Below are 19,323 nucleotides of genomic sequence, written 5' to 3'. Positions count from 1 at the left end.
CTTTGTTCACTTTGGAAACCGCAAGCATGAAGCGAGTCATCACCTACGCCGCGGCCGCCCTGGCCTTCTCCACCCTGGCGCTGGGCACTACGAGTGCGGCCGAGACCGGCTACAACGTCTGGACCAATGAATACACCGTGTCCAAAGCGCAACTGCAAAGCGCCCTGGCGCCGCAATTCCCGCGCAAGCTGCGCTACATGGACATCTTCGATGTCACCTTCAGCAATCCGCGCCTGGGCATGTTACCCGCCGACAATCGCATGAATACGGTGGTCGATGCCCAGATCGCCAATCCGCTGCTGTTGCAGCGCCCGGTCAATGCCGTGCTGACCTTGAGCAGCGGCTTCAAGTACGACCCGGCCACGCGCTCGCTGCGACTGGACGCGCCCAAGGTGGACAAGGTCGACAGCAGCGACCTGCCACCGCAGTATGCCCAGCAGTTGACCGCCCTGGGCAATGCCGCAGCCGACCAGTTCCTGCGCGACTATGCGCTCTATACCTTCAAACCCGAGCAATTGCAGATGAATGGCAAAAGCTTCGAGCCGGGCAAGATCACCGTGGAGCAGGACGCGGTAAAGGTCGAAATCAAGGAAAAGTGAAGCTTAATCCAAGCCACCCCGCCCGGCCGCCTGCACCCTCATGTGCGGGATAGGGTCGGGTAATCCGATAAGGTCAATGTGAAGCCTTCTGCGCCCCGGGCATCGAGCACCGCGTGGGCGCCCAGCGGCAGCGTGACCAAGTCGCGCACGTGGCCGAACGGCAGGCCGGTGACAATAGGCGTAGCGATGCGCCGGCGCAGGTAGGCCAGCATTTCGGTGAAGTCATAGCCATTGTCGATCTCCGCCAGGCGATAGGCCGAGAAATCGCCCAGCAGGATCGCCTTCTGTCGGGCCAGCACGCCGGCCTGCTCCAGTTGCAGGATCATGCGTTCGACCCGGAACGGGTGTTCGTTCACATCTTCCAGGTACAGGATGCCACCATCGATGGGCGGGAACTGCGGATGACCGACCATGTGCGCCACCATCGCCAGGTTGCCGCCCCACAGCTTGCCGGTGCAATGCACCACCGGGCTCAAGGGATCGGTACGGCGATCACCATTGGGGGCGCGGTCGGCGCCGGCTTGGCCCTGGTAATTGCGCACCACCACCTGCGGCGAAGTCAGCGTGCGCCACAGGGTCGCCAGGGCCTGCCAGTCGGGGTTCTCGGCACCGAAGTCACCACTGAGCATCGGCCCCTGGAAACCGGCATATCCCGTTTGCGCCAACATGCAGCATTGCAGCGCCGTGAAGTCGCTATAACCGACCAGCAGCTTGCCGCTGCGCGCCAAGGCCGCAATATCCAATGCCGGCAGGATGCGGCTCATGCCATAGGAGCCGCGCAGGCCCAGAATCACGTCGATCTCGGGATCGGCGGCCGCTTGCATCAACTGCGCGGCGCGCTGCTCATCGGTGGCGCCGAAACGCTGGTAGCGCTGCGCATGATCGTAGAAATTGCGCACCCGGCAACCCAGCGACTCCAGCAAGGCTACCCCACGCTGCACCCCGGCCGGATCAAGGCCGGCATGACCGCAGGGCGCGACGATGGCCACACCCGTGCCGGGTGGAACCAGTCCATCAAGAAGTGCACGGCCTTGCGTTGTCATGTCGATTCACCTGATTGATCGGATTGTTCAACTTCGCCCTGGACGGCGGCTTGCAGGCGCTGTTGCTTCACCTGTTCGCGCCGCATGGCGAAGAATTCTTTCAATAACTGACCGCACTCCTCGGCCATCACGCCGCCCAGCAACGCGGTGTGATGGTTCAGCCTTTCCTGTTCGAACAGGTTCACCACCGAGCCGCAGGCCCCGGTCTTGGGGTCGGCCGCGCCATAGACCACCCGCGCCAGGCGCGCGTGCATCATGGCGCCGGAACACATGACGCAGGGTTCCAGCGTCACATACAGTTCGCAACCGGGCAGCCGATAATTGCCCAGCTTTTCGGCGGCGCGGCGCAGCGCCATGATCTCGGCATGGGCGGTGGGATCATGCTTGCCGATGGGCTGGTTGAAGCCGCTGGCGATGACCACGCCATCCTTGACCACCACCGCCCCCACCGGTACCTCGCCCAGCGCCCAGGCGTTATTGGCCTGGTCGAGCGCGGCCCGCATGTGGCGCAGGTCGGCCTCGGTGATGGCTTGCGGGAGCACAGCGCCGTCCATCAATCCGCCGTGATCTCGGCCCAGCAATTGGGCGTTTCGTGCAGCACCAGCTTTTGCAGGTGCAGGCCGGTACCGTAGCGGTCCTTGTAGGCCGCCTTGAGGATGGCGAAGGCTTCACGGGCCAGGTTTTCCACGGTCGGGATGCTGCCGATGATGACCGTCTTGTGGCCCGGCAGGCTGGCCAGGAAGTCGCGCACCGGCGTGTCCTTTTCGTAGACCAGGAAAGCATGATCCCAGACATCGACCAGATGCTCCTTGGCCAGGGCCTTGATGTCGGAAAAGTCCATGATCATGCCGTTGTCGGAATTGCCCTCGATGTCGATGACCGCGCCGGTCAGGGTGATTTCCAGCGTATAACGGTGGCCGTGCAGGTTGCGGCACTGGCTCTTGTGGTCGGGGATGCGGTGGCCGGCATCGAATTCGAGTTTGCGGGTAATGGTGAGCATGAATGTTTCTTCTTAGAGACTCGCCGCGACAGGCGTGCGGCGGGCTTGGCGTATGTCATTGTAATCACGCGGCAGGCAGCCGCATGAAGAATAATTCAAGGAATATTGAGCAGCTTGTGGGTCTGGATACTCAGTTTCCACTTGGGATTGTGCTTGACCATCTCGATGGCCAGGCGCGTGTTGGCAGCGGCCTGCGGGCCATCCATCGGTTGCAGCAGGAAGTGCTGGAAATCCAGCGTTTCATAGTGCGCCAAGGGCTGGCCGGCTTGCGGCACCACCACTTTCAGTTCGCTGCCGCGCGTGACCTTGAGCTCCGCCCCCATCTTGGGGCTCACGCAAATCCAGTCCACGCCCTCCGGCACGGCAATGGTGCCATTGGTTTCGATGGCGATCTCAAAGCCGACCGCGTGCATGGCCGCAATCAGGGCCGCATCCAGTTGCAGCAATGGCTCGCCCCCGGTGAAGACCACATATTTGCTGGGCGCATAGGTGGCCGGCCAGAGGCTGTCGATCTTGGCCGCCAGTGCGTCGGCGGACTTGAACTTGCCGCCGTTCTCGCCATCGGTGCCGACGAAGTCGGTATCACAGAACTGGCAGATGGCGCGGGCGCGGTCTTCTTCGCGGCCAGTCCACAGGTTGCAGCCGGAAAAACGGCAGAACACCGCCGGGCGACCGGCGTGCGCGCCCTCGCCCTGCAAGGTATAGAAGATTTCTTTGATGCTGTAAGTCACGATAAGGGATAGCCGGCCGGGCAGCCGAAAACAGAAGGGGTCGGACGACGCCAGCACCGACGTAGGACTAAGTCACTGATATTGCAGCCGATTTTGCTGGCGTCCAGGGGCAGTATTATAGCCGGTCGGCGCCTTCATTGAGCTCAATGACGCTCATTGATCCTCCTCCAGCATCAGGCCCGGTGCCGGCAGGTCCAGCTTCAGTCCCAGGCGCGCGATGAGACGACGGGCGTCAAAGGGCGCCTTGACCTTCATATCGTTATCGAAATAACAGTAGATATCCCGACTGGCGCGCTGGCGTGGGCCTGCCGCTGAAATGCGCGGCCCTTCTTGCGGCTGCCCGCCCCCGGCCCAGGTGCGGATGCGTTCGGCCCAGGCGTCGATGGCCTCATCGCTGTAACCGCTCTGGTAGAGGCGCTTGTCGCCGTGCAGGCGCAGGTACATGAAGTCGGCGGTGATGTCTTCCTGATAGGGCCACTTCTTGGGCGCATCGGCGATCACCAGCGCAACCTGGTACTTGCGCAGCAGCTTGATGAAGCTTTCATCGACGAAACTCTCATGGCGGATTTCCATGGCGTGGCGCAGCTTGCGCTTCTTGTCGATCTCCAGCGCCACCCTGCCCTGCATCCGCGGCTCATGCCCTTGGGCCAGCGTCTGGGCGGCGTGGGTATCGTGCGGCAACAGGCTCAGGAAGTGTTCCAGCAGCTCGGGTTCATAGCGAAAACTGGGCGGGAACTGCCACAGGAAGGGGCCGAGCTTTTCCTTCAGGTTGAAGACACCGGAGGCGAACACATTGGCCAGAGCCCCATCAACATCCTGCAGGCGCCGGGTATGGGTGATAAAGCGATGGCCCTTGTGGCTGAACAGAAAACCGGGCGGCGTCTGCTGGTACCAGCGCTGGTAACTTTCCGGGCGCTGCAGGGCGTAGAAGGAACCGTTGAGTTCGATGCTGGGCAACACCCTGGAGGCATAGTGCAGCTCATCATCCTGGCGCAAACCCTTGGGGTAGAAACTGCCGCGCCAAGGCGCGTAACGCCAGCCGGAAATGCCGATCCAGATCTTGCCCATGCCTGTCTCCTGGTTCACCTATACTGGCGTGTGACTGAAGACCGGGCACTTGGTGCCAGCCAGCACGACAGTAGCGGCGCGGCTGCTGTTACACTGCTGCCCTTCGAAATGACCGTGCCATGCCTGTCCTGCCATGACTGCCATTACCCAATTCCGCCTCGGCGCCCCCACTCCAGAATACGACCACCCACGCGAGGAGCGCCGGCTGGAAGGCAATCCCCTGCGCACCACCTGGAACCACTTCACCAGCGCCAGCGGCGAGATGAATGCCGGCATCTGGGCCTGCGAAAAAGGTAGCTGGCGCATCGCCTTCGCCCCCAACAAGGATGAATATTTCTGCGTACTGGAAGGCCGCTGCCGTGTCATCGATGAGCAAGGCAACGCGGCCGAAGCCGGCCCGGGCGATGCCCTGGTGATCCCGGCCGGGTTCAAGGGGGTATTCGAGGTGCTGGAGCCGGTACGCAAGCATTACGTGATCGTCGAACGCGCTGTGGCCTGATCGTCTGCCTTGCTCCCGCCAGCGGTCTCTGCTGACCGGATTCTGGCCGCTACCCTGCAGCACTACAATGCCGGCCGCTTCCCGGAGGCCGAACAGGCCAGCCGGGCCTTGCTGGCCTTGGTACCGCAGCACCCCGCTGCGCATCAATTGCTGGTCATGCTGGCGCTCAACCGCCAGGATCTAGCCATCTCGCACGCCAAGCGCGGACGCGGCACATCTCAATTTTTATAATTCCCTTATTCTGCATCTTATATGCAAATATTCACCTTCCAACAACATTATGATGGAGTTATCGGAGTTGAATAGTCCCGGATAATTTGCAAAGACTACACCGAACTGCAATAAAAAATGCCATCGACAATGACTGGCATTGTTGATGGCATCAGTTCGACCGTTTAATTCAGTGGATCGCCGGAACTGCTCACTCCCACTCAATCGTCGCCGGCGGCTTCCCCGAAATGTCATACACCACCCGGTTCAAGCCCCGCACCTCATTGATGATGCGATTGGACACCCGCCCCAGCAGTTCATGCGGCAGATGCGCCCAATGCGCAGTCATGAAGTCCTGAGTCTGTACGGCACGCAAGGCCACCACGTATTCGTAGGTACGACCATCGCCCATGACACCCACCGACTTCACCGGCAGGAACACGGCAAACGCCTGGCTGGTCTTTTCGTACCAGGTCTGGCCATCTTCATCCTTGGTATTGCGCAGCTCTTCGATGAAGATCGCATCCGCACGGCGCAGCAGGTCGGCATATTCCTTCTTCACTTCACCCAGGATACGCACGCCCAGGCCAGGTCCGGGGAACGGGTGACGGTAGACCATTTCAGGCGGCAACCCCAAGGCCACGCCCAGTTCGCGCACTTCATCCTTGAACAGTTCGCGCAGCGGCTCCAGCAGCTTCAGGTTCAGCGTTTCCGGCAGGCCGCCGACGTTGTGGTGGCTCTTGATGGTGTGGGCGGTCTTCTTGCCCTTGCCGGCGCTTTCGATCACGTCCGGGTAGATGGTGCCCTGGGCCAGCCACTTGGCGCTGGTCAGCTTGGCCGATTCGGCCTGGAATACTTCGACGAACTCGCGGCCGATGATCTTGCGCTTGGCTTCGGGATCGGTCACGCCCGCCAGGTGGCCCATGAACTGCTCAGTGGCGTCGACGTGGATCACCTTCACACCGAGGTTCTTGGCAAACATTTCCATGACCATCTTGCCTTCGTCCAGGCGCAGCAGGCCATGGTCGACGAACACACAGGTCAGCTGGTCGCCGATGGCGCGGTGGATCAGGGCGGCAGCCACGCTGCTGTCCACACCGCCCGACAAGCCCAGGATGACTTCATCGCTGCCCACTTGCTGGCGGATCATCTCGACAGCTTCGGCGATGTAGTCCGGCATGTTCCAGTCCGACTGGCAGCCACAGATCTCGTGCACGAAGCGGCCCAGCATGGCCTTGCCCTGCACGGTATGGGTCACTTCCGGGTGGAACTGCACGCCGTAGAAACGACGCTCTTCGTCGGCCATGCCGGCGATCGGGCAGTTGCCGGTGGAAGCCATGAGCTTGAAGCCGGCCGGCATGTCGTTGACCTTGTCGCCGTGGCTCATCCAGACCTTCAACATGCCGTGGCCCTGGGCGTTGGTGAAGTCGCTGATGTTGTCCAACAGCTTGGTGTGGCCGTGGGCGCGCACTTCGGCGTAGCCGAATTCACGCAGATGGCCGTTCTCGACCTTGCCGCCCAGTTGCTCGGCCATGGTCTGCATACCGTAGCAGATGCCCAGCACTGGCACGCCCAGCTCAAACACGGCTTGCGGGGCGCGCGGGGTGTCGCCTTCGGTGACGCTGTTGGGGCCACCGGAGAGGATGACGCCGGCTGCGCCGTAGTTGCGCACGAATTCGTCGGTCACATCATGCGGGAATACCTCGGAAAACACACCGGCTTCGCGCACGCGGCGAGCGATGAGCTGGGTCACCTGGGAACCGAAGTCGAGGATCAGGATTTTCGAATGCGAATGCGTGGACATGGGCAGTGAGGTCTGGCTACGTTAAAAATGGACTTCTGAAAAGATCAACAGCCCGACAGCCTGGCATGACGCCGATGGACTGTCGGGCTGTGGCCGCATCGAACATTACTCGGCGCGGTAGTTCGGGGCTTCCTTGGTGATCTGCACGTCGTGGACGTGCGACTCGCGCATACCGGCGGCGGTGATCTCGACGAACTCGGCACGCTCGCGGAAGTCGTCGATGGAGGCGCAACCGCAGTAACCCATGGAGGAGCGCACACCGCCCACCAACTGGTACAGGATGGCGACCACCGAGCCCTTGTAGGCGACGCGGCCTTCGATACCTTCCGGCACGAACTTGTCGGCGGTGTTGTCGCCGTCCTGGAAGTAGCGATCCGCCGAACCGTCGGCCATCGCACCCAGCGAACCCATGCCGCGGTAGGACTTGTAGCTTCGGCCCTGGTATAGGATCACTTCGCCCGGGGCTTCTTCGGTGCCGGCGAACATGCTACCCATCATCACGGCCGAAGCGCCGGCAGCCAGTGCCTTGGCGACGTCGCCCGAGAAGCGGATACCGCCGTCGGCGATCACCGGCACGCCAGTGCCCTTGAGCGCTTCAGCAACGTTGGCGATGGCCGAGATCTGCGGCACGCCTACACCGGCAACGATACGGGTGGTGCAGATGGAGCCGGGGCCGATACCGACCTTGACGGCATCGGCGCCATGCTCGACCAGCGCCTTGGCGGCAGCGGCGGTGGCGATGTTGCCGCCGATGACTTCGACGTGCGGGTACTTGGTCTTGACCCACTTGACGCGGTTCAGCACGCCAGCGGAGTGGCCATGGGCGGTGTCGACCACGATCACGTCCACGCCGGCGGCCACCAGCAGTTCGATGCGTTCGTCATTGTCCGGGCCGACGCCGACGGCCGCGCCCACGCGCAGCTTGCCGTGCACGTCCTTGCAGGCGAACGGGTGTTCGGTGGATTTCTCGATGTCCTTGACGGTGATCAGGCCACGCAGCTCAAACGCGTCGTTGACCACCATCACGCGCTCCAGGCGGTGCTTGTTCATCAGGCGCTTGGCTTCTTCAGGATCGGCGCCGGAGCCGTTTTCCTTGACGTAGACCAGCTTCTCGCGCGGAGTCATCTTGGCGCGGACTTCAGCGTCCAGTTCTTCTTCGAAGCGCAGGTCGCGGTTGGTGATGATACCGACCAGCGCCTTGCCTTCGACCACCGGGAAGCCAGAGATGCCGTGCTGCTTGGACAGCGCGATCACGTCACGGATCTTCATGGTGGGGGGAATGGTGATGGGGTCGCGGACCACGCCGGACTCGAAACGCTTGACCTTGGAAACCTCGCGCGCCTGTTCCTTGGGCGTCAGGTTCTTATGGATGATGCCGATGCCGCCTTCTTGCGCCATGGCAATGGCCAGGCGCGCTTCGGTGACGGTATCCATCGCCGCCGAGACCAGCGGAATGTTCAGCGAGATGTTGCGCGTCAGGCGCGTGGTCAGGGAAGTGTCTTTGGGGAGGATGTCCGAGAAGGCCGGAACGAGCAGCACATCATCGAACGTGAGTGCTTTTTGGAGAAGACGCATAGTGTTTCCTATAGGCGCAAAAGCGAATTATACAGAAAAGCTGATCCTGCGTCTTGCTCTACTTGCGTTTCTCCCTCCGGGCGTCGTAAAAATGCCGGAAGGCTCTCTCATCGTGTCTACATCTGGCCACAAGCTGCAAGCTCACTGGCCATCCACGCGCTCCTGGTGCGCGGCACGGCGGCGGCGCGATTGCTTGGGGTCGGCGATCAGGGGCCGGTAGATCTCGATGCGGTCACGCTCGCGTACGGGCGTCTCCAGGGTCTTGACCTTGCCGAAGATACCGACCTTGCAGACCGACAGGTCGATGGTCGGTTCTTGCCGCAACAGGCCACTCTGCAAAATGACTTGCTGGATGGTGCAACCCTGCTCGACCTGCAGGTCCACCAGGATCTGCAGGCCGGGCGCGGCGTAGCAAAGCTGGACTTGCAATTCTGCCGGGTCAGCCATATATCTGTTCGGCTCGCTTGCAGAAGGAATCGACGAAGCTGTTGGCGATCATGCTGAAGACCGGGCCGATCACGCTCTCCAGGATGCGGCTGGAAAACTCGTATTGCATGTCGAACTCAATCTTGCAGGCATCCTCGCGCAGTGGCTTGAAGGTCCAGCGACCTTCGAAATGCTTGAAGGGGCCTTCCACCAGGCGCATGGTCATGCTGGTGGGACGCACATTGGTATTCTGGGTGCTGAAGGATTGCTTCAAGCCGTGATAGCTGATCTTGATCTTGGCCGTCAGACTCTCATCACTGCGTTCGGACACCTCGACACCGCCACACCAGGGCAGGAATTCAGGGTAATCCTCAACCTTGTCGACCAGGTTGAACATCTGCTCCGCGCTATAGTTGATCAGGACGGTTTTGTGAACGACTGCCATCGAGGGTGATCCGTTTGATAAAATCGCAAAAGCACAATTTTAACCGACGAGACGAATTTTTATTTAGATGAGCATTATTGATAACAAAAAGGCCTTTTTCGATTACTTCATCGAAGAGCGATTCGAAGCAGGTCTCGTCTTGCAAGGTTGGGAAGTCAAATCGATCCGCGCCGGCCGCGTGCAGTTGAAGGAAGCCTACGTCATCGTGCGCAATGGCGAGGTCTACCTGTTCGGCTGCCACATCAGCGCGCTGACCAGCACCTCCACCCACGTGCACCCGGAAACCACCCGTACCCGCAAGCTGCTGTTGAATGCGGCGGAAATCAGCAAGCTGATCGGCAAGGTGGAGCGTTCCGGCTATACCTTGGTGCCGCTGAACCTGCACTACAGCAAAGGCCGCGTCAAATGCGACATCGGCCTGGCCAAGGGCAAGAAGCAGCACGACAAGCGCGAGACCGAAAAGCAGCGCGACAGCCAGCGCGAAATACAGACGGCAATGAAGCAGCATCGCCGCTGATCGCTTTGCTTCCGCTTTCCTTCATATTTTCCACTGCGACCACGGCTGCCCAAGGCAGCCGTTTTCATTTCCCTGCCGCCCTAAGGGCCCATCCACCCGGCAGCCTTACGAGCACTGGGAAAAACGTTCATAGCAGGCCGCAACCAGCGCCTGCACCACGTGCGACCAGTCACCCCGCACCTGCTGGCGCAACAGTCGCAGCGAGGGATACCAGGGGCTGTGCGCGCCCTGCACGCCCCAACGCCACTCGCCTTCCAGCCGCTGCAGCAGGAAACACGGCAAGCCCAGGGCGCCGGCCAGGTGGGCAACGGCGGTATCGACACTGATCACCAGATCCAGCGCACAGGCCAGCGCCGCGGTATCTGCCCAATCGGTCAGGGGCAGCATAGGCAGCCGGCCTCCCAGGGACTCATAGAGCGCCTGGTCAGCCAGCGGAATCTCGACTTGCAGGCTGACGAACTCAGCCGGCAAGTCCAACAGCGGCAACAAGGCGGCCAGCGGCACGTCGCGGCTGTGATGGATCGCGCCGTATTGGCGTCCAGCCCAGACCAGACCGATGCGTGGGCGGCGCGGCACGGCGCTACCCTGCTGCGCCAGGCGCGTTTGCCACTGCTGCACGCGCCCAGGATCCGCGTACAGATACGGCGGCTGCGGCCCCTGGCTGGGATCAGGCAGGTCCAGCAACAGCGGCAGGCTCAGCAAGGAAGCCTGGCAGTCATGCGGCCCAGCCTCCTCTACACTGGAAACACAGCGCACCTGCGGCAAGGACGGCACCAGCAGCGGCAACAGCGACGCCGGCGCGCACAGGGTGACTTCGGCTGCGCGTTGCGCCACCCATGGCAGATACCGGACGAACTGCAAGCTATCGCCCTGCCCTTGCTCGCTCCAGAGCAGAACGTGCTTGCCGCCCACATCCTCACCGGGCTGCCAGCGCGGGCGGGTGCTCGGGCTGGCCATGCCAAGCCGGGCCAGGTCGGCCATTTCAAAGCGGGCCTCGTGCGCCAGCCAGCCTTGCGCATAGTCTTGCCGGGTCAGGAGCATGTGGGCGCGCCCCACCTGGGCTTCGGGAAAATCGGCGTGGCAGCGCAAGGCTTCTTCATAGCCGGCTTGCGCCTCATCGATGCGCCCCATGCGGCGCAGGATGTCGGCGCGATTGAAGGCGACCAGGGCGCGCGTGACCTCATCGGTCGCGCTGCCGGAATAGCAGTGCAAGGCCGCTTCGTGACGATTCAGGCGCAGCAGGATATTGGCATGAAGCACCTGGTGTTCCAGGCGGGTCAGCGGCAGGACCGCTTCGATGGCGGCCAGAGCCTGCTGCGGCTGGTCCAGCTTGTAGCAGACCTGCGCCAGCGTGATGGCCCGCTGGGGATCGCCCTGATGCTCTGCGACAAGCTCCGCCTGCAGGCTGGCGGCCCATTGTGCCAGCACGGCTCGATAGGCCAGGCGCGCCTCTTCATAGTCCGGCGCCAGTGCCAGGCAGGCTTCATAGGCGGCGACCGCATCAGCAAGGTCATTCATCTCCAGCAGCAGATCGGCGCGCTGCATGTGTAGTGGCAGGAAAGCCGGGTCCAGCGCCAGAGCCTGGTCCAGGGCGGCCAGGGCCGGTGCCGGCTGCTGCGCGCCGCGCAATGCGATGGCCTCGCACATCAGGCCAATGATGCGCGACAGTTTGGCGGGGTCGGAAGAAATCATGGGCGGCAGCTTATCACGGCCTTCCGCCGGCTCGGCACCCGCAGCTCGGGCTAGCAGTGTCCTGATCGCGGTCCACAATGCTTGCCATCAAGACGTGTTAAGTTCACGCCAGCCATACAAAGCGGAGTAAAGTTTTGTCAGGTCGAGGCGCTCGGCTGCATTGGCCCCGGCTAGGCTCAACAACAGGCAAATATGAAGTTTTGTGAGGAAAAATGCGAATCCCAGGCGCTTGGAAAGGTTCGGACAATTGCAGTAAATGAATGTAAAGATGCAATTGTAAAGATGGCTGGAAACACTTCTGCAAAACCTTTTACGGCATATTACGGGCTGCCGACGCCCTGCGGCCTGGAGGCAGGGCAATTCAAGAATGGAACGCAGCAATGTCAAAAGTGCTTTTGATCGACGATGACGTCGAACTGGTCGAGATGCTCAAGGAATACCTGGAGCAGGAAAAATTCGAAGTCAACGTTGCCTACGACGGTGAAGCCGGTGCTGCCGAGGCGCTCTCGGGCCAGTACGCCATCGCCGTGCTGGACGTGATGATGCCGCGCCTGAACGGGGTGGACACGTTGCGCCGCATTCGCGCCAAGAGCAACATGCCGGTCGTGATGCTGACCGCCAAGGGCGATGACACCGACCGCATCATCGGCCTGGAACTGGGCGCCGACGACTACGTGCCCAAGCCCTGCACGCCGCGCGAGATCGCTGCGCGCATCCGCGCCATCCTGCGCCGCGCCTCGGCCGAAACCAGCGAACAAGCGCCCTACTCGCCGCTGGCCGTAGGTGCGCTGTCGATGTGGCCGGAACAGCGCCGCGCCACCTGGAGCGGGCGACCGCTGGAATTGACCAGCAGCGAATTCAACCTGCTCGAAGTGCTGGCGCGCAATGCCGGCAAGCCGGTCAGCAAGCAGATCCTGTCGGAACAAGGGCTGGGTCGTCCGCTGGCGCGCTTTGACCGCAACATCGACGTCCACCTCTCCAGCATCCGCCAGAAGATCGCCGCGCTGGGCAGTGACAAGAGCTGCATCCAGACCGTCTACCGCCTGGGCTACCAGTTCATCAAGGAATAAAGTGGGTCGGTTATTCTGGAAGTTCTTCTTCTTCATCGCGATCGCCCAGATCACCGCCACCTTCGGCGTGGGCGTGCTGTTCTGGGTCGAGAACCTGGAACGCAGCAATCGCAATGCAGAAATCGACAGCAGTCCGCCGGCCTCCTTCATGATCCGTGCGGCCGCTGCGACCTTGCAGTTCGGCGGCCCGGAAGCCTTGCGCAGCCTGATCAACGAAGGCCGGCCGCATCGGATGCAACTGTATGCGGTCAATGAAGAAAACCAGGACCTGATGGGCCGCGAAGTCCCCCAGCATCTGGTGGAACAGGCGCGTCATCTGCTGACCACGGAAAATGAGCGGCGCGTAGTGGAACTGGTCAAGGCGGCCAACGGCCACAGCTACCTGATGTTCATCCAGCTTCCCACCGATGAATTCGGACGACCACCGGACGACGGCATCTTGCAACATGAAGCCCGCTACATGAAACGCCACGGGGTCAAGCCGCTCTTCTTCCCGACCATGCCCATTGCCGTGGCCCTGGTGGCCAGCCTGGTGTTTGCGCTGTTGCTGGCGTGGTATTTCTCGCACCCGATCCGGCATCTCAAGAATGCCTTCAACCAGGCCGCCAATGGCAACCTGGACCTGGCGCTGGAACCGGTGATGAATGCCCGCAACGATGAACTGGCCGACCTTGGGCGCGACTTCGATGCCATGACCGCCAAGCTGCGCACCTTGATGGAAAGCCAGCGGCGGCTGCTGCACGATGTCTCGCACGAATTGCGCTCGCCCATTGCGCGGCTGCAGATGGCCATCGGCCTGGCGCGGGTGCAGGACAAGGACAAGCTGGAGCTGACCCTGGAGCGCATCGAACGCGAAAGCGTGCGCATGGACAAGCTGGTGGGGGAATTGCTGACCCTCTCACGCCTGGAAGCCAATGTCCCCGGCTCGATGGAGGAACCCATCGCCATCCAGGCCATGCTGGCCGACATGACCAACGATGCCAGCTTCGAAGCCGAAGCTCTGGGCAAGCGGGTCGAGAGTCACATCGACTGCCGGGTGCAGGTCAAGGGCAATCCCGAACTGCTCTATCGCGCCATCGAAAACGTGCTGCGCAACGCCATCAAGCACACCGCTCCCGAGACCGCGGTGCAGTTCGTGGCCGAGATCGATGAATTCAACAAGCTGCTGCACCTGTCCATCCTGGACCGCGGACCGGGCGTGCCAGAAGAGGAATTGAACAGCATCTTCGAACTGTTCTTCCGCAGCAGCCGCACCAAGAGCAACAGCGCCGGCCACGGCCTGGGGCTGTCGATTGCGCGGCGCATCGTGGAGGCGCACCAGGGCTTCATCCACGCTGCCAACCGCAATGATGGCGGCCTAAGGGTGGACATCACCCTGCCCTTCATGGCCGATGAACCGGTGCGCGGACAGACCCTGGAAAGCTGAACGCGGCCAGCCTGCAGTGCTGCGCCCTACTGCGCAGCGGCTGCCGGCACGACAGGCACGATGACGTTCATCAGGCCACGCTGTACCGCCACCTGGAAGGCTTGCAGTTCACTCACACCCTGCTCCGGCGGATAGGGAATCGGCAAGCGATTCATCAGCACCGCCCAGGTCCAGCCATCGGCGCGCGATTGCAGATAGGCATAGGTGCCGGTGGTGAGCGCACCGCTGTGGGAGAGGATTTCCATGCCATTGCTGCGCGTGACCACCCAGCCCAGGCCATAGTTGTTCTCAGCCTGGGTCGGATTGCGATGCTTCATCAGCGCCAGCGTGGACGGCTGCAGCAAGGCCGGCCCGCCACGCCCCTGGGTGACATCGGCAAAGCGCACCAGATCGGCGGCGGTGGCCACCCAGCCGGCGCTGGCATCCATGGCCTTGAAATGCAGTGCGAAATACGATTCCGGCCCCATTGCCCCGCTGCCATCGCGATCGGCCACGGCAGGCCAGCGCGGATCGTCATAGTAGCCACTCTCGTTGGCTGCACGCTCGCTGCGGCGGTCACCGGCAATACGCGCATCGTCGATGCCGGCCGGCTTGAACACCAGCGCCTGCACCGCTTGTTCGTAGGGCAGGCCCGACTTGTGCTCGATGATGCGACCCAGCACGTTGTAGGCGAAATTGCTGTAGAAGAATTCCGTGCCCGGCGCCGCATCCAGCAGTCGCTCCTTGAGCATGAAGGCGATCACGTCGCGCGCCGAGGCCGGGGCCGCCACCTGGCGTGCCTTGGCGATATTGACCAGATCGTATTGCGGATCGTAGTCGCTGCCGCCCCAGCCGCTGGTGTGCTGCAACAGCTCACGCAGGGTGATCTTCAGCACGCGCTGGTCCAGCGGCTGGGCGAACTCGGGATAGGCGGCGTCCGGCAGCAGACCCTCCGGCCCGAAGACGGGCTGGTCCAGCACCTGCGGCAATTCATTTTCGAACAGCTTTAGCACCGCCACCGCCGTCACCACCTTGGAGACGCTGCCGATGCGAAAGCGCGTGATGGGCGTAACCGGCGTATCGGATTCGGTCACCGCCAGGCCATACCCCCGCTGGTAGACCAGCTTGCCCTGATAAGCGATGGCGATGCTGGCGCCGGGCACCGGATACTGGCCCAGCAATTGCTCCATCTGGGCATCCACCCGTGCCGCCAGGGCGGCCTCGGAGGCTTGTTGCGCCTGGGCGCTGATGGCGGCCAGCAGCAAAGAGGCGGCCAGCAGGAAGGCTCTCGGTTGAAACGCGGGAATACGCAAGAAACGTCGTGTCATGGCTTATTTCTGTTGCTTGACCACTTGCAGGGCCGAGGCGATCAGCCCGCTCATGTCCGACAGGTTGGCTGGCACGATGATGGAGTTATTGGCCTTGGCCAGCTTGCCGAAGGCATCCACATATTGCTCGGCCACCTTCAGGTTGACGGCGTCCGAACCGCCCGGTTGCTGGATCGCGGCAGCGGTCTTGCGGATGGCCTCGGCACTGGCTTCGGCAATGGCGAGGATGGCAGCGGCCTGGCCTTGGGCGCGGTTGATGGAAGCCTGCTTCTCGCCTTCGGAACGGGCGATGGCGGCTTCGCGCTCGCCGGTGGCGATGTTGATCTGTTCCTGCTTGCGGCCTTCGGAGGCGGCGATCAGGGCGCGCTTCTCGCGCTCGGCGGTGATCTGGGCCTGCATGGCGTGCAGGATTTCCTTGGGCGGAGTCAGGTCCTTGATCTCGTAGCGCAACACCTTCACGCCCCAATTCTCGGCCGATTCATCGATGGCGCTGACGATGGCGGTGTTGATGTGGTCGCGTTCCTCGAAGGTCTTGTCCAGTTCCATCTTGCCGATCACCGAACGCAGCGTGGTCTGGGCCAGTTGCGTGATGGCGGCGATGTAGTTGGACGAACCATAAGAGGCGCGCATCGGATCGGTGATCTGGAAATACAGGATGCCATCCACCTGCAACTGCGTGTTGTCCTTGGTGATGCAGACCTGCGGCGGCACATCCAGCGGAATTTCCTTGAGCACGTGCTTGTAGGCCACGCGGTCGATGAAGGGCACCACGATGTTCAGGCCCGGTGCCAGCGTGGCGTGGTATTTACCCAGGCGTTCGACCACCCAGGCGTGCTGCTGCGGGACCACCTTGACCGTCTGCACGACGAAGACGATGGCGAGGAAGAAGATGACCAGAGTGACGCTGCCCAGCATGGAATTCTCCTGAAAACGAGGGGGGGGGGAAGAAAACGGTACCAATCAGTCAAATCAGCGTGGCGCCACCAGCAGGCGGCTGCCACGGATTTCGCGGATGACGTAGCTGCCCGGCAGCGCATGATGGCCGGGCAAGAGCTCGACATCCCATTGCGCGCCGCGATACGGCACGCGGGCGAGATATTGCTGGCCATGGGCTTGCCAGGCCGGCACCTCGATGCTCTGGCCGATATCCAGCAAGACATTGGGATCGTCATTGGCGCTACTGCGGCGCAGGCGGCCATAAGGACTGTGACGCAAGCCCAGCACGGCGGCCACACCCACCACGGCCGCCACCAGCAACTGCCACTCCAGCATCAGCCCGCACCAGGCCGCGATGGCGCCGGCCACCAGGCCCAGCGCGATCATGAGCAGGTAAAAGCTGCCTGTGAAGAGTTCTGCACCCAGCAGCCCGCCGGCCAGCACCAGCCAGAGTGACCAGTCCGTCATTGTCGAATCCCCATGAAGAAAACTGCAAAGAACACAAGTCTACCGCAGCTTGAGAACATAGGACTCTCGCAAAAACAAAGGCGCGGACATTTCTGCCCGCGCCTTGTACTTCTTTACAGACTGTCTTCAGTGACGCCTAAAGCTGCATCACTTCTTGGCCAGTTGCTGCCAGGTGTCGATGACGGTATCCGGGTTCAGCGAGATGGACTCGATGCCCTGCTCCATCAGCCACTGTGCGAAGTCCGGGTGATCCGAAGGACCTTGGCCGCAGATACCCACGTACTTGCCCTTTTCGCGGCAAGTGGTGATGACCTTGGTCAGCAAGGCCTGCACGGCCGGATCGCGCTCATCGAAGTCCGCCGCCAGCAGTTCCATGCCGGAATCGCGGTCCAGGCCCAGGGTCAGTTGGGTCAGGTCGTTGGAACCGATGGAGAAGCCATCGAAGTGCTCCAGGAACTGATCGGCCAGGATGGCGTTGGACGGCACTTCGCACATCATGATGACGCGCAGGCCGTTCTCGCCACGCTTGAGACCATACTTGCCCAACAGACCAATGACCTTCTCGGCCTGGCCCAGGGTACGCACGAAGGGCACCATCACCTCGACGTTGGTCAGGCCCATGTCTTCACGCACACGCTTCATGGCCTGGCATTCCATCTGGAAGGCTTCGGCGAAGTCGTGCGCCAGGTAGCGCGCGGCGCCACGGAAGCCCAGCATCGGGTTTTCTTCGTCCGGCTCGTAGCGCGAACCGCCGATCAGCTTCTTGTACTCGTTGGACTTGAAGTCCGACAGGCGCACGATCACCGGCTTGGGCCAGAAGGCCGCGGCGATGGTGGCGATACCTTCAGCCAGCTTGTCGACGTAGAAGGCCTTGGGTGAGGCATGGCCACGGGCTACCGATTCGACGGCCTTCTTCAGGTCGGCGTCGATGTTCGGGTATTCCAGGATGGCCTTGGGGTGCACGCCGATATTGTTGTTGATGATGAATTCCAGACGCGCCAGGCCGACACCGCCGTTGGGGATCGACTGGAAGTCGAAGGCCAGTTGCGGGTTGCCCACGTTCATCATCACCTTCAGCGGGATCGGCGGCAGTTCGCCACGGGCCACTTCGGTCACTTCGGTTTCCAGCAGGCCGTCATAGATCTTGCCTTCGTCGCCTTCGGCGCAGGAGACCGTCACCAGGTTGCCATCCTTCAACACTTCGGTCGCGTCGCCGCAACCAACCACGGCCGGCACGCCCAGTTCGCGGGCGATGATGGCGGCGTGGCAGGTACGGCCGCCACGGTTGGTGACGATGGCCGAGGCGCGCTTCATGACCGGCTCCCAGTTGGGGTCGGTCATGTCGGCCACCAGCACGTCGCCGGGTTGCACGCGTTCCATTTCAGCCGGATCGCTGATGACGCGCACCGGACCGGCGCCGATCTTCTGGCCAATCGCACGGCCGGTGGCCAGCACGGTGCCCGAGCTCTTGAGCTTGAAGCGCTGCTGGGCATCGGTGGCCTTTTGCTGCGACTTCACGGTTTCGGGACGGGCCTGCAGGATGTAGAGCTTGCCGTCGCGGCCGTCCTTGCCCCATTCGATGTCCATCGGACGCTGGTAGTGCTTCTCGATGATGGTGGCGTACTTGGCCAGTTCCACCACTTCGGCGTCGGTCAGGGAATAGCGGTTGCGCAGTTCCACCGGCACGTCCACGGTCTTGACCGAACGGCCGGCCTTGGCTTCGCCGGTGAATTCCATCTTGATCAGCTTGGAACCCAGGTTGCGGCGGATCACCGGCTGCTTGCCCAGTTCCAGCATGGGCTTGTGGACGTAGTATTCGTCCGGGTTGACGGCGCCCTGCACCACGGTTTCGCCCAGGCCATAGCTGGAGGTGATGAAGACCACATCCTTGAAGCCGGATTCGGTGTCGATGGTAAACATCACGCCAGCGGCGCCCACATCCGAACGCACCATGCGCTGCACGCCAGCGGACAATGCCACTTCGGCGTGGGTGAAGCCCTTGTGGACGCGATAGGAGATCGCGCGGTCGTTGTAGAGCGAAGCGAAGACATGCTTCATGGCTTCGAGCACGTTGTCGATGCCGACCACGTTCAGGAAGGTTTCCTGCTGACCGGCGAAGGACGCGTCGGGCAGGTCTTCTGCGGTGGCGGAGGAGCGCACGGCGAAGGACATCTCGGCGGTCGAATCGGCCACCAGCTTGTCGTAGAAGGCACGGATTTCCTGGTCCAGGCGCGGCTGGAACGGGGTCTCGACGATCCATTGGCGGATCTCGGCACCGGCTTGCGCCAGTGCACGCACGTCATCGATATCCAAGCCTTCGAGACGCTTGGCGATACGGGCGGCCAGGGTCGGGCCGCCATCGGCGCTGTGCTCCAGGAAATCACGGAAAGCTTGCGCAGTCGTAGCGAAACCGCCCGGCACGCGCACACCCGCGCCGGCCAACTGGGAGATCATTTCACCCAGCGATGCGTTTTTGCCACCGACGGACTCGACGTCCGTCATGCGAA

The 19,323-nt window shown here is 62.2% G+C and carries 20 protein-coding genes; 6 read left to right on the top strand and 14 right to left on the bottom strand.

Annotated elements, in window-relative coordinates:
• Positions 1-26: 26 nt before the first annotated feature.
• The gene (locus RC54_RS11120; protein ID WP_058895315.1) at positions 27-599 is read left to right on the top strand and encodes a DUF1439 domain-containing protein; all 573 of its coding nucleotides are present in this window, start codon (positions 27-29) and stop codon (positions 597-599) included.
• 38 nt (positions 600-637) lie between these two features.
• Here the strand turns inward: RC54_RS11120 and ldcA are convergent, their stop codons facing one another.
• The 5 genes from ldcA to RC54_RS11095 form a co-directional block, all read right to left on the bottom strand.
• The gene (gene ldcA, locus RC54_RS11115) at positions 638-1,642 is read right to left on the bottom strand and encodes a muramoyltetrapeptide carboxypeptidase (RefSeq protein WP_061789199.1); all 1,005 of its coding nucleotides are present in this window, start codon (positions 1,640-1,642) and stop codon (positions 638-640) included.
• Positions 1,639-2,196 (bottom strand): tRNA adenosine(34) deaminase TadA, encoded by a 558-nt coding sequence (gene tadA / locus RC54_RS11110; RefSeq protein ID WP_058895313.1) that lies wholly within the window; start codon positions 2,194-2,196, stop codon positions 1,639-1,641. Before tadA ends, ldcA begins: the two co-directional genes overlap by 4 nt.
• Entirely contained in the window at positions 2,196-2,642 is a 447-nt protein-coding gene (gene queD, locus RC54_RS11105; protein WP_013234189.1) for a 6-carboxytetrahydropterin synthase QueD, read from the bottom strand. The genes tadA and queD overlap by 1 nt, the downstream gene beginning before the upstream one ends.
• Positions 2,643-2,737: 95 nt before the next feature.
• Complete coding sequence (queE, locus tag RC54_RS11100) at positions 2,738-3,373, bottom strand: 7-carboxy-7-deazaguanine synthase (RefSeq protein WP_061789200.1); 636 nt, start codon at positions 3,371-3,373, stop codon at positions 2,738-2,740.
• 153 nt (positions 3,374-3,526) lie between these two features.
• On the bottom strand, positions 3,527-4,441 hold the full coding sequence (locus RC54_RS11095; protein WP_061789201.1) for a DUF72 domain-containing protein: 915 nt from the start codon (positions 4,439-4,441) through the stop codon (positions 3,527-3,529).
• Between the two features lie 133 nt (positions 4,442-4,574).
• On the opposite strand from RC54_RS11095, the gene RC54_RS11090 reads away from it, so the two are divergent.
• Entirely contained in the window at positions 4,575-4,940 is a 366-nt protein-coding gene (locus tag RC54_RS11090) for a cupin domain-containing protein (RefSeq protein WP_058895310.1), read from the top strand.
• A gap of 9 nt (positions 4,941-4,949) precedes the next feature.
• On the top strand, positions 4,950-5,171 hold the full coding sequence (locus RC54_RS11085) for a hypothetical protein (protein ID WP_061789202.1): 222 nt from the start codon (positions 4,950-4,952) through the stop codon (positions 5,169-5,171).
• 190 nt (positions 5,172-5,361) lie between these two features.
• Here the strand turns inward: RC54_RS11085 and guaA are convergent, their stop codons facing one another.
• The 4 genes from guaA to RC54_RS11065 form a co-directional block, all read right to left on the bottom strand.
• Positions 5,362-6,954 (bottom strand): glutamine-hydrolyzing GMP synthase, encoded by a 1,593-nt coding sequence (guaA, locus tag RC54_RS11080; RefSeq protein WP_017451091.1) that lies wholly within the window; start codon positions 6,952-6,954, stop codon positions 5,362-5,364.
• Positions 6,955-7,059: 105 nt separating this feature from the next.
• Entirely contained in the window at positions 7,060-8,529 is a 1,470-nt protein-coding gene (gene guaB / locus RC54_RS11075; RefSeq protein WP_017451090.1) for an IMP dehydrogenase, read from the bottom strand.
• A gap of 141 nt (positions 8,530-8,670) precedes the next feature.
• Positions 8,671-8,976 carry an RnfH family protein gene (locus tag RC54_RS11070; RefSeq protein WP_058895308.1) on the bottom strand — a complete coding sequence of 102 codons (306 nt, stop codon included), beginning with the start codon at positions 8,974-8,976 and terminating at the stop codon, positions 8,671-8,673.
• The gene (locus tag RC54_RS11065) at positions 8,969-9,400 is read right to left on the bottom strand and encodes a type II toxin-antitoxin system RatA family toxin (RefSeq protein WP_017451088.1); all 432 of its coding nucleotides are present in this window, start codon (positions 9,398-9,400) and stop codon (positions 8,969-8,971) included. Before RC54_RS11065 ends, RC54_RS11070 begins: the two co-directional genes overlap by 8 nt.
• A 67-nt stretch (positions 9,401-9,467) precedes the next feature.
• On the opposite strand from RC54_RS11065, the gene smpB reads away from it, so the two are divergent.
• Entirely contained in the window at positions 9,468-9,917 is a 450-nt protein-coding gene (smpB, locus tag RC54_RS11060; RefSeq protein WP_008328521.1) for an SsrA-binding protein SmpB, read from the top strand.
• 105 nt (positions 9,918-10,022) lie between these two features.
• On the opposite strand, the gene RC54_RS11055 is transcribed toward smpB, so the two are convergent.
• On the bottom strand, positions 10,023-11,609 hold the full coding sequence (locus tag RC54_RS11055) for a tetratricopeptide repeat protein (RefSeq protein ID WP_061789203.1): 1,587 nt from the start codon (positions 11,607-11,609) through the stop codon (positions 10,023-10,025).
• Between the two features lie 380 nt (positions 11,610-11,989).
• Between RC54_RS11055 and RC54_RS11050 the strand changes: the two genes are divergently transcribed.
• Together RC54_RS11050 and RC54_RS11045 are read left to right on the top strand one after the other, a co-directional pair.
• Positions 11,990-12,679, top strand: a complete 690-nt coding sequence (locus RC54_RS11050) for a response regulator transcription factor (RefSeq protein WP_017451085.1) — start codon at positions 11,990-11,992, stop codon at positions 12,677-12,679.
• A gap of 1 nt (position 12,680) precedes the next feature.
• Complete coding sequence (locus RC54_RS11045) at positions 12,681-14,105, top strand: ATP-binding protein (RefSeq protein ID WP_061789204.1); 1,425 nt, start codon at positions 12,681-12,683, stop codon at positions 14,103-14,105.
• A gap of 26 nt (positions 14,106-14,131) precedes the next feature.
• On the opposite strand, the gene RC54_RS11040 is transcribed toward RC54_RS11045, so the two are convergent.
• From RC54_RS11040 to ppsA, 4 genes are all read right to left on the bottom strand, one after another.
• Positions 14,132-15,412: a serine hydrolase domain-containing protein gene (locus RC54_RS11040; RefSeq protein WP_061789205.1), complete on the bottom strand. Its 1,281-nt coding sequence runs from the start codon at positions 15,410-15,412 to the stop codon at positions 14,132-14,134.
• Between the two features lie 3 nt (positions 15,413-15,415).
• Positions 15,416-16,327, bottom strand: coding sequence for an SPFH domain-containing protein (locus tag RC54_RS11035; RefSeq protein ID WP_017451082.1), 912 nt, complete (start codon positions 16,325-16,327; stop codon positions 15,416-15,418).
• Positions 16,328-16,381: 54 nt separating this feature from the next.
• Complete coding sequence (locus tag RC54_RS11030; RefSeq protein ID WP_017451081.1) at positions 16,382-16,816, bottom strand: NfeD family protein; 435 nt, start codon at positions 16,814-16,816, stop codon at positions 16,382-16,384.
• Between the two features lie 147 nt (positions 16,817-16,963).
• A complete protein-coding gene (gene ppsA / locus RC54_RS11025; protein WP_058895305.1) occupies positions 16,964-19,318 on the bottom strand; it encodes a phosphoenolpyruvate synthase in 2,355 nt (784 codons plus the stop codon).
• Positions 19,319-19,323 lie beyond the last annotated feature (5 nt).

The organism is Herbaspirillum rubrisubalbicans (assembly GCF_003719195.1).
GTDB classification, from domain to species: Bacteria; Pseudomonadota; Gammaproteobacteria; order Burkholderiales; family Burkholderiaceae_D; genus Herbaspirillum; species Herbaspirillum rubrisubalbicans.
Note: the sequence above shows the minus strand (reverse complement) of the source record. Positions and strands in the feature narration are given on the sequence as shown.

Excerpts from the sequence above, each read along its gene's own strand:
- RC54_RS11035 (WP_017451082.1), bottom strand. The coding sequence starts at position 16,327 with ATGCTGGGCAGCGTCACTCTGGTCATCTTCTTCCTCGCCATCGTCTTC.
- guaA (WP_017451091.1), bottom strand. The coding sequence starts at position 6,954 with ATGTCCACGCATTCGCATTCGAAAATCCTGATCCTCGACTTCGGTTCC.
- RC54_RS11050 (WP_017451085.1), top strand. The coding sequence starts at position 11,990 with ATGTCAAAAGTGCTTTTGATCGACGATGACGTCGAACTGGTCGAGATG.
- tadA (WP_058895313.1), bottom strand. The coding sequence starts at position 2,196 with ATGGACGGCGCTGTGCTCCCGCAAGCCATCACCGAGGCCGACCTGCGC.
- RC54_RS11095 (WP_061789201.1), bottom strand. The coding sequence starts at position 4,441 with ATGGGCAAGATCTGGATCGGCATTTCCGGCTGGCGTTACGCGCCTTGG.
- ppsA (WP_058895305.1), bottom strand. The coding sequence starts at position 19,318 with ATGACGGACGTCGAGTCCGTCGGTGGCAAAAACGCATCGCTGGGTGAA.
- RC54_RS11120 (WP_058895315.1), top strand. The coding sequence starts at position 27 with ATGAAGCGAGTCATCACCTACGCCGCGGCCGCCCTGGCCTTCTCCACC.
- RC54_RS11030 (WP_017451081.1), bottom strand. The coding sequence starts at position 16,816 with ATGACGGACTGGTCACTCTGGCTGGTGCTGGCCGGCGGGCTGCTGGGT.
- RC54_RS11090 (WP_058895310.1), top strand. The coding sequence starts at position 4,575 with ATGACTGCCATTACCCAATTCCGCCTCGGCGCCCCCACTCCAGAATAC.
- ldcA (WP_061789199.1), bottom strand. The coding sequence starts at position 1,642 with ATGACAACGCAAGGCCGTGCACTTCTTGATGGACTGGTTCCACCCGGC.
- smpB (WP_008328521.1), top strand. The coding sequence starts at position 9,468 with ATGAGCATTATTGATAACAAAAAGGCCTTTTTCGATTACTTCATCGAA.
- RC54_RS11055 (WP_061789203.1), bottom strand. The coding sequence starts at position 11,609 with ATGATTTCTTCCGACCCCGCCAAACTGTCGCGCATCATTGGCCTGATG.
- RC54_RS11070 (WP_058895308.1), bottom strand. The coding sequence starts at position 8,976 with ATGGCTGACCCGGCAGAATTGCAAGTCCAGCTTTGCTACGCCGCGCCC.
- guaB (WP_017451090.1), bottom strand. The coding sequence starts at position 8,529 with ATGCGTCTTCTCCAAAAAGCACTCACGTTCGATGATGTGCTGCTCGTT.
- RC54_RS11065 (WP_017451088.1), bottom strand. The coding sequence starts at position 9,400 with ATGGCAGTCGTTCACAAAACCGTCCTGATCAACTATAGCGCGGAGCAG.
- RC54_RS11040 (WP_061789205.1), bottom strand. The coding sequence starts at position 15,412 with ATGACACGACGTTTCTTGCGTATTCCCGCGTTTCAACCGAGAGCCTTC.
- queD (WP_013234189.1), bottom strand. The coding sequence starts at position 2,642 with ATGCTCACCATTACCCGCAAACTCGAATTCGATGCCGGCCACCGCATC.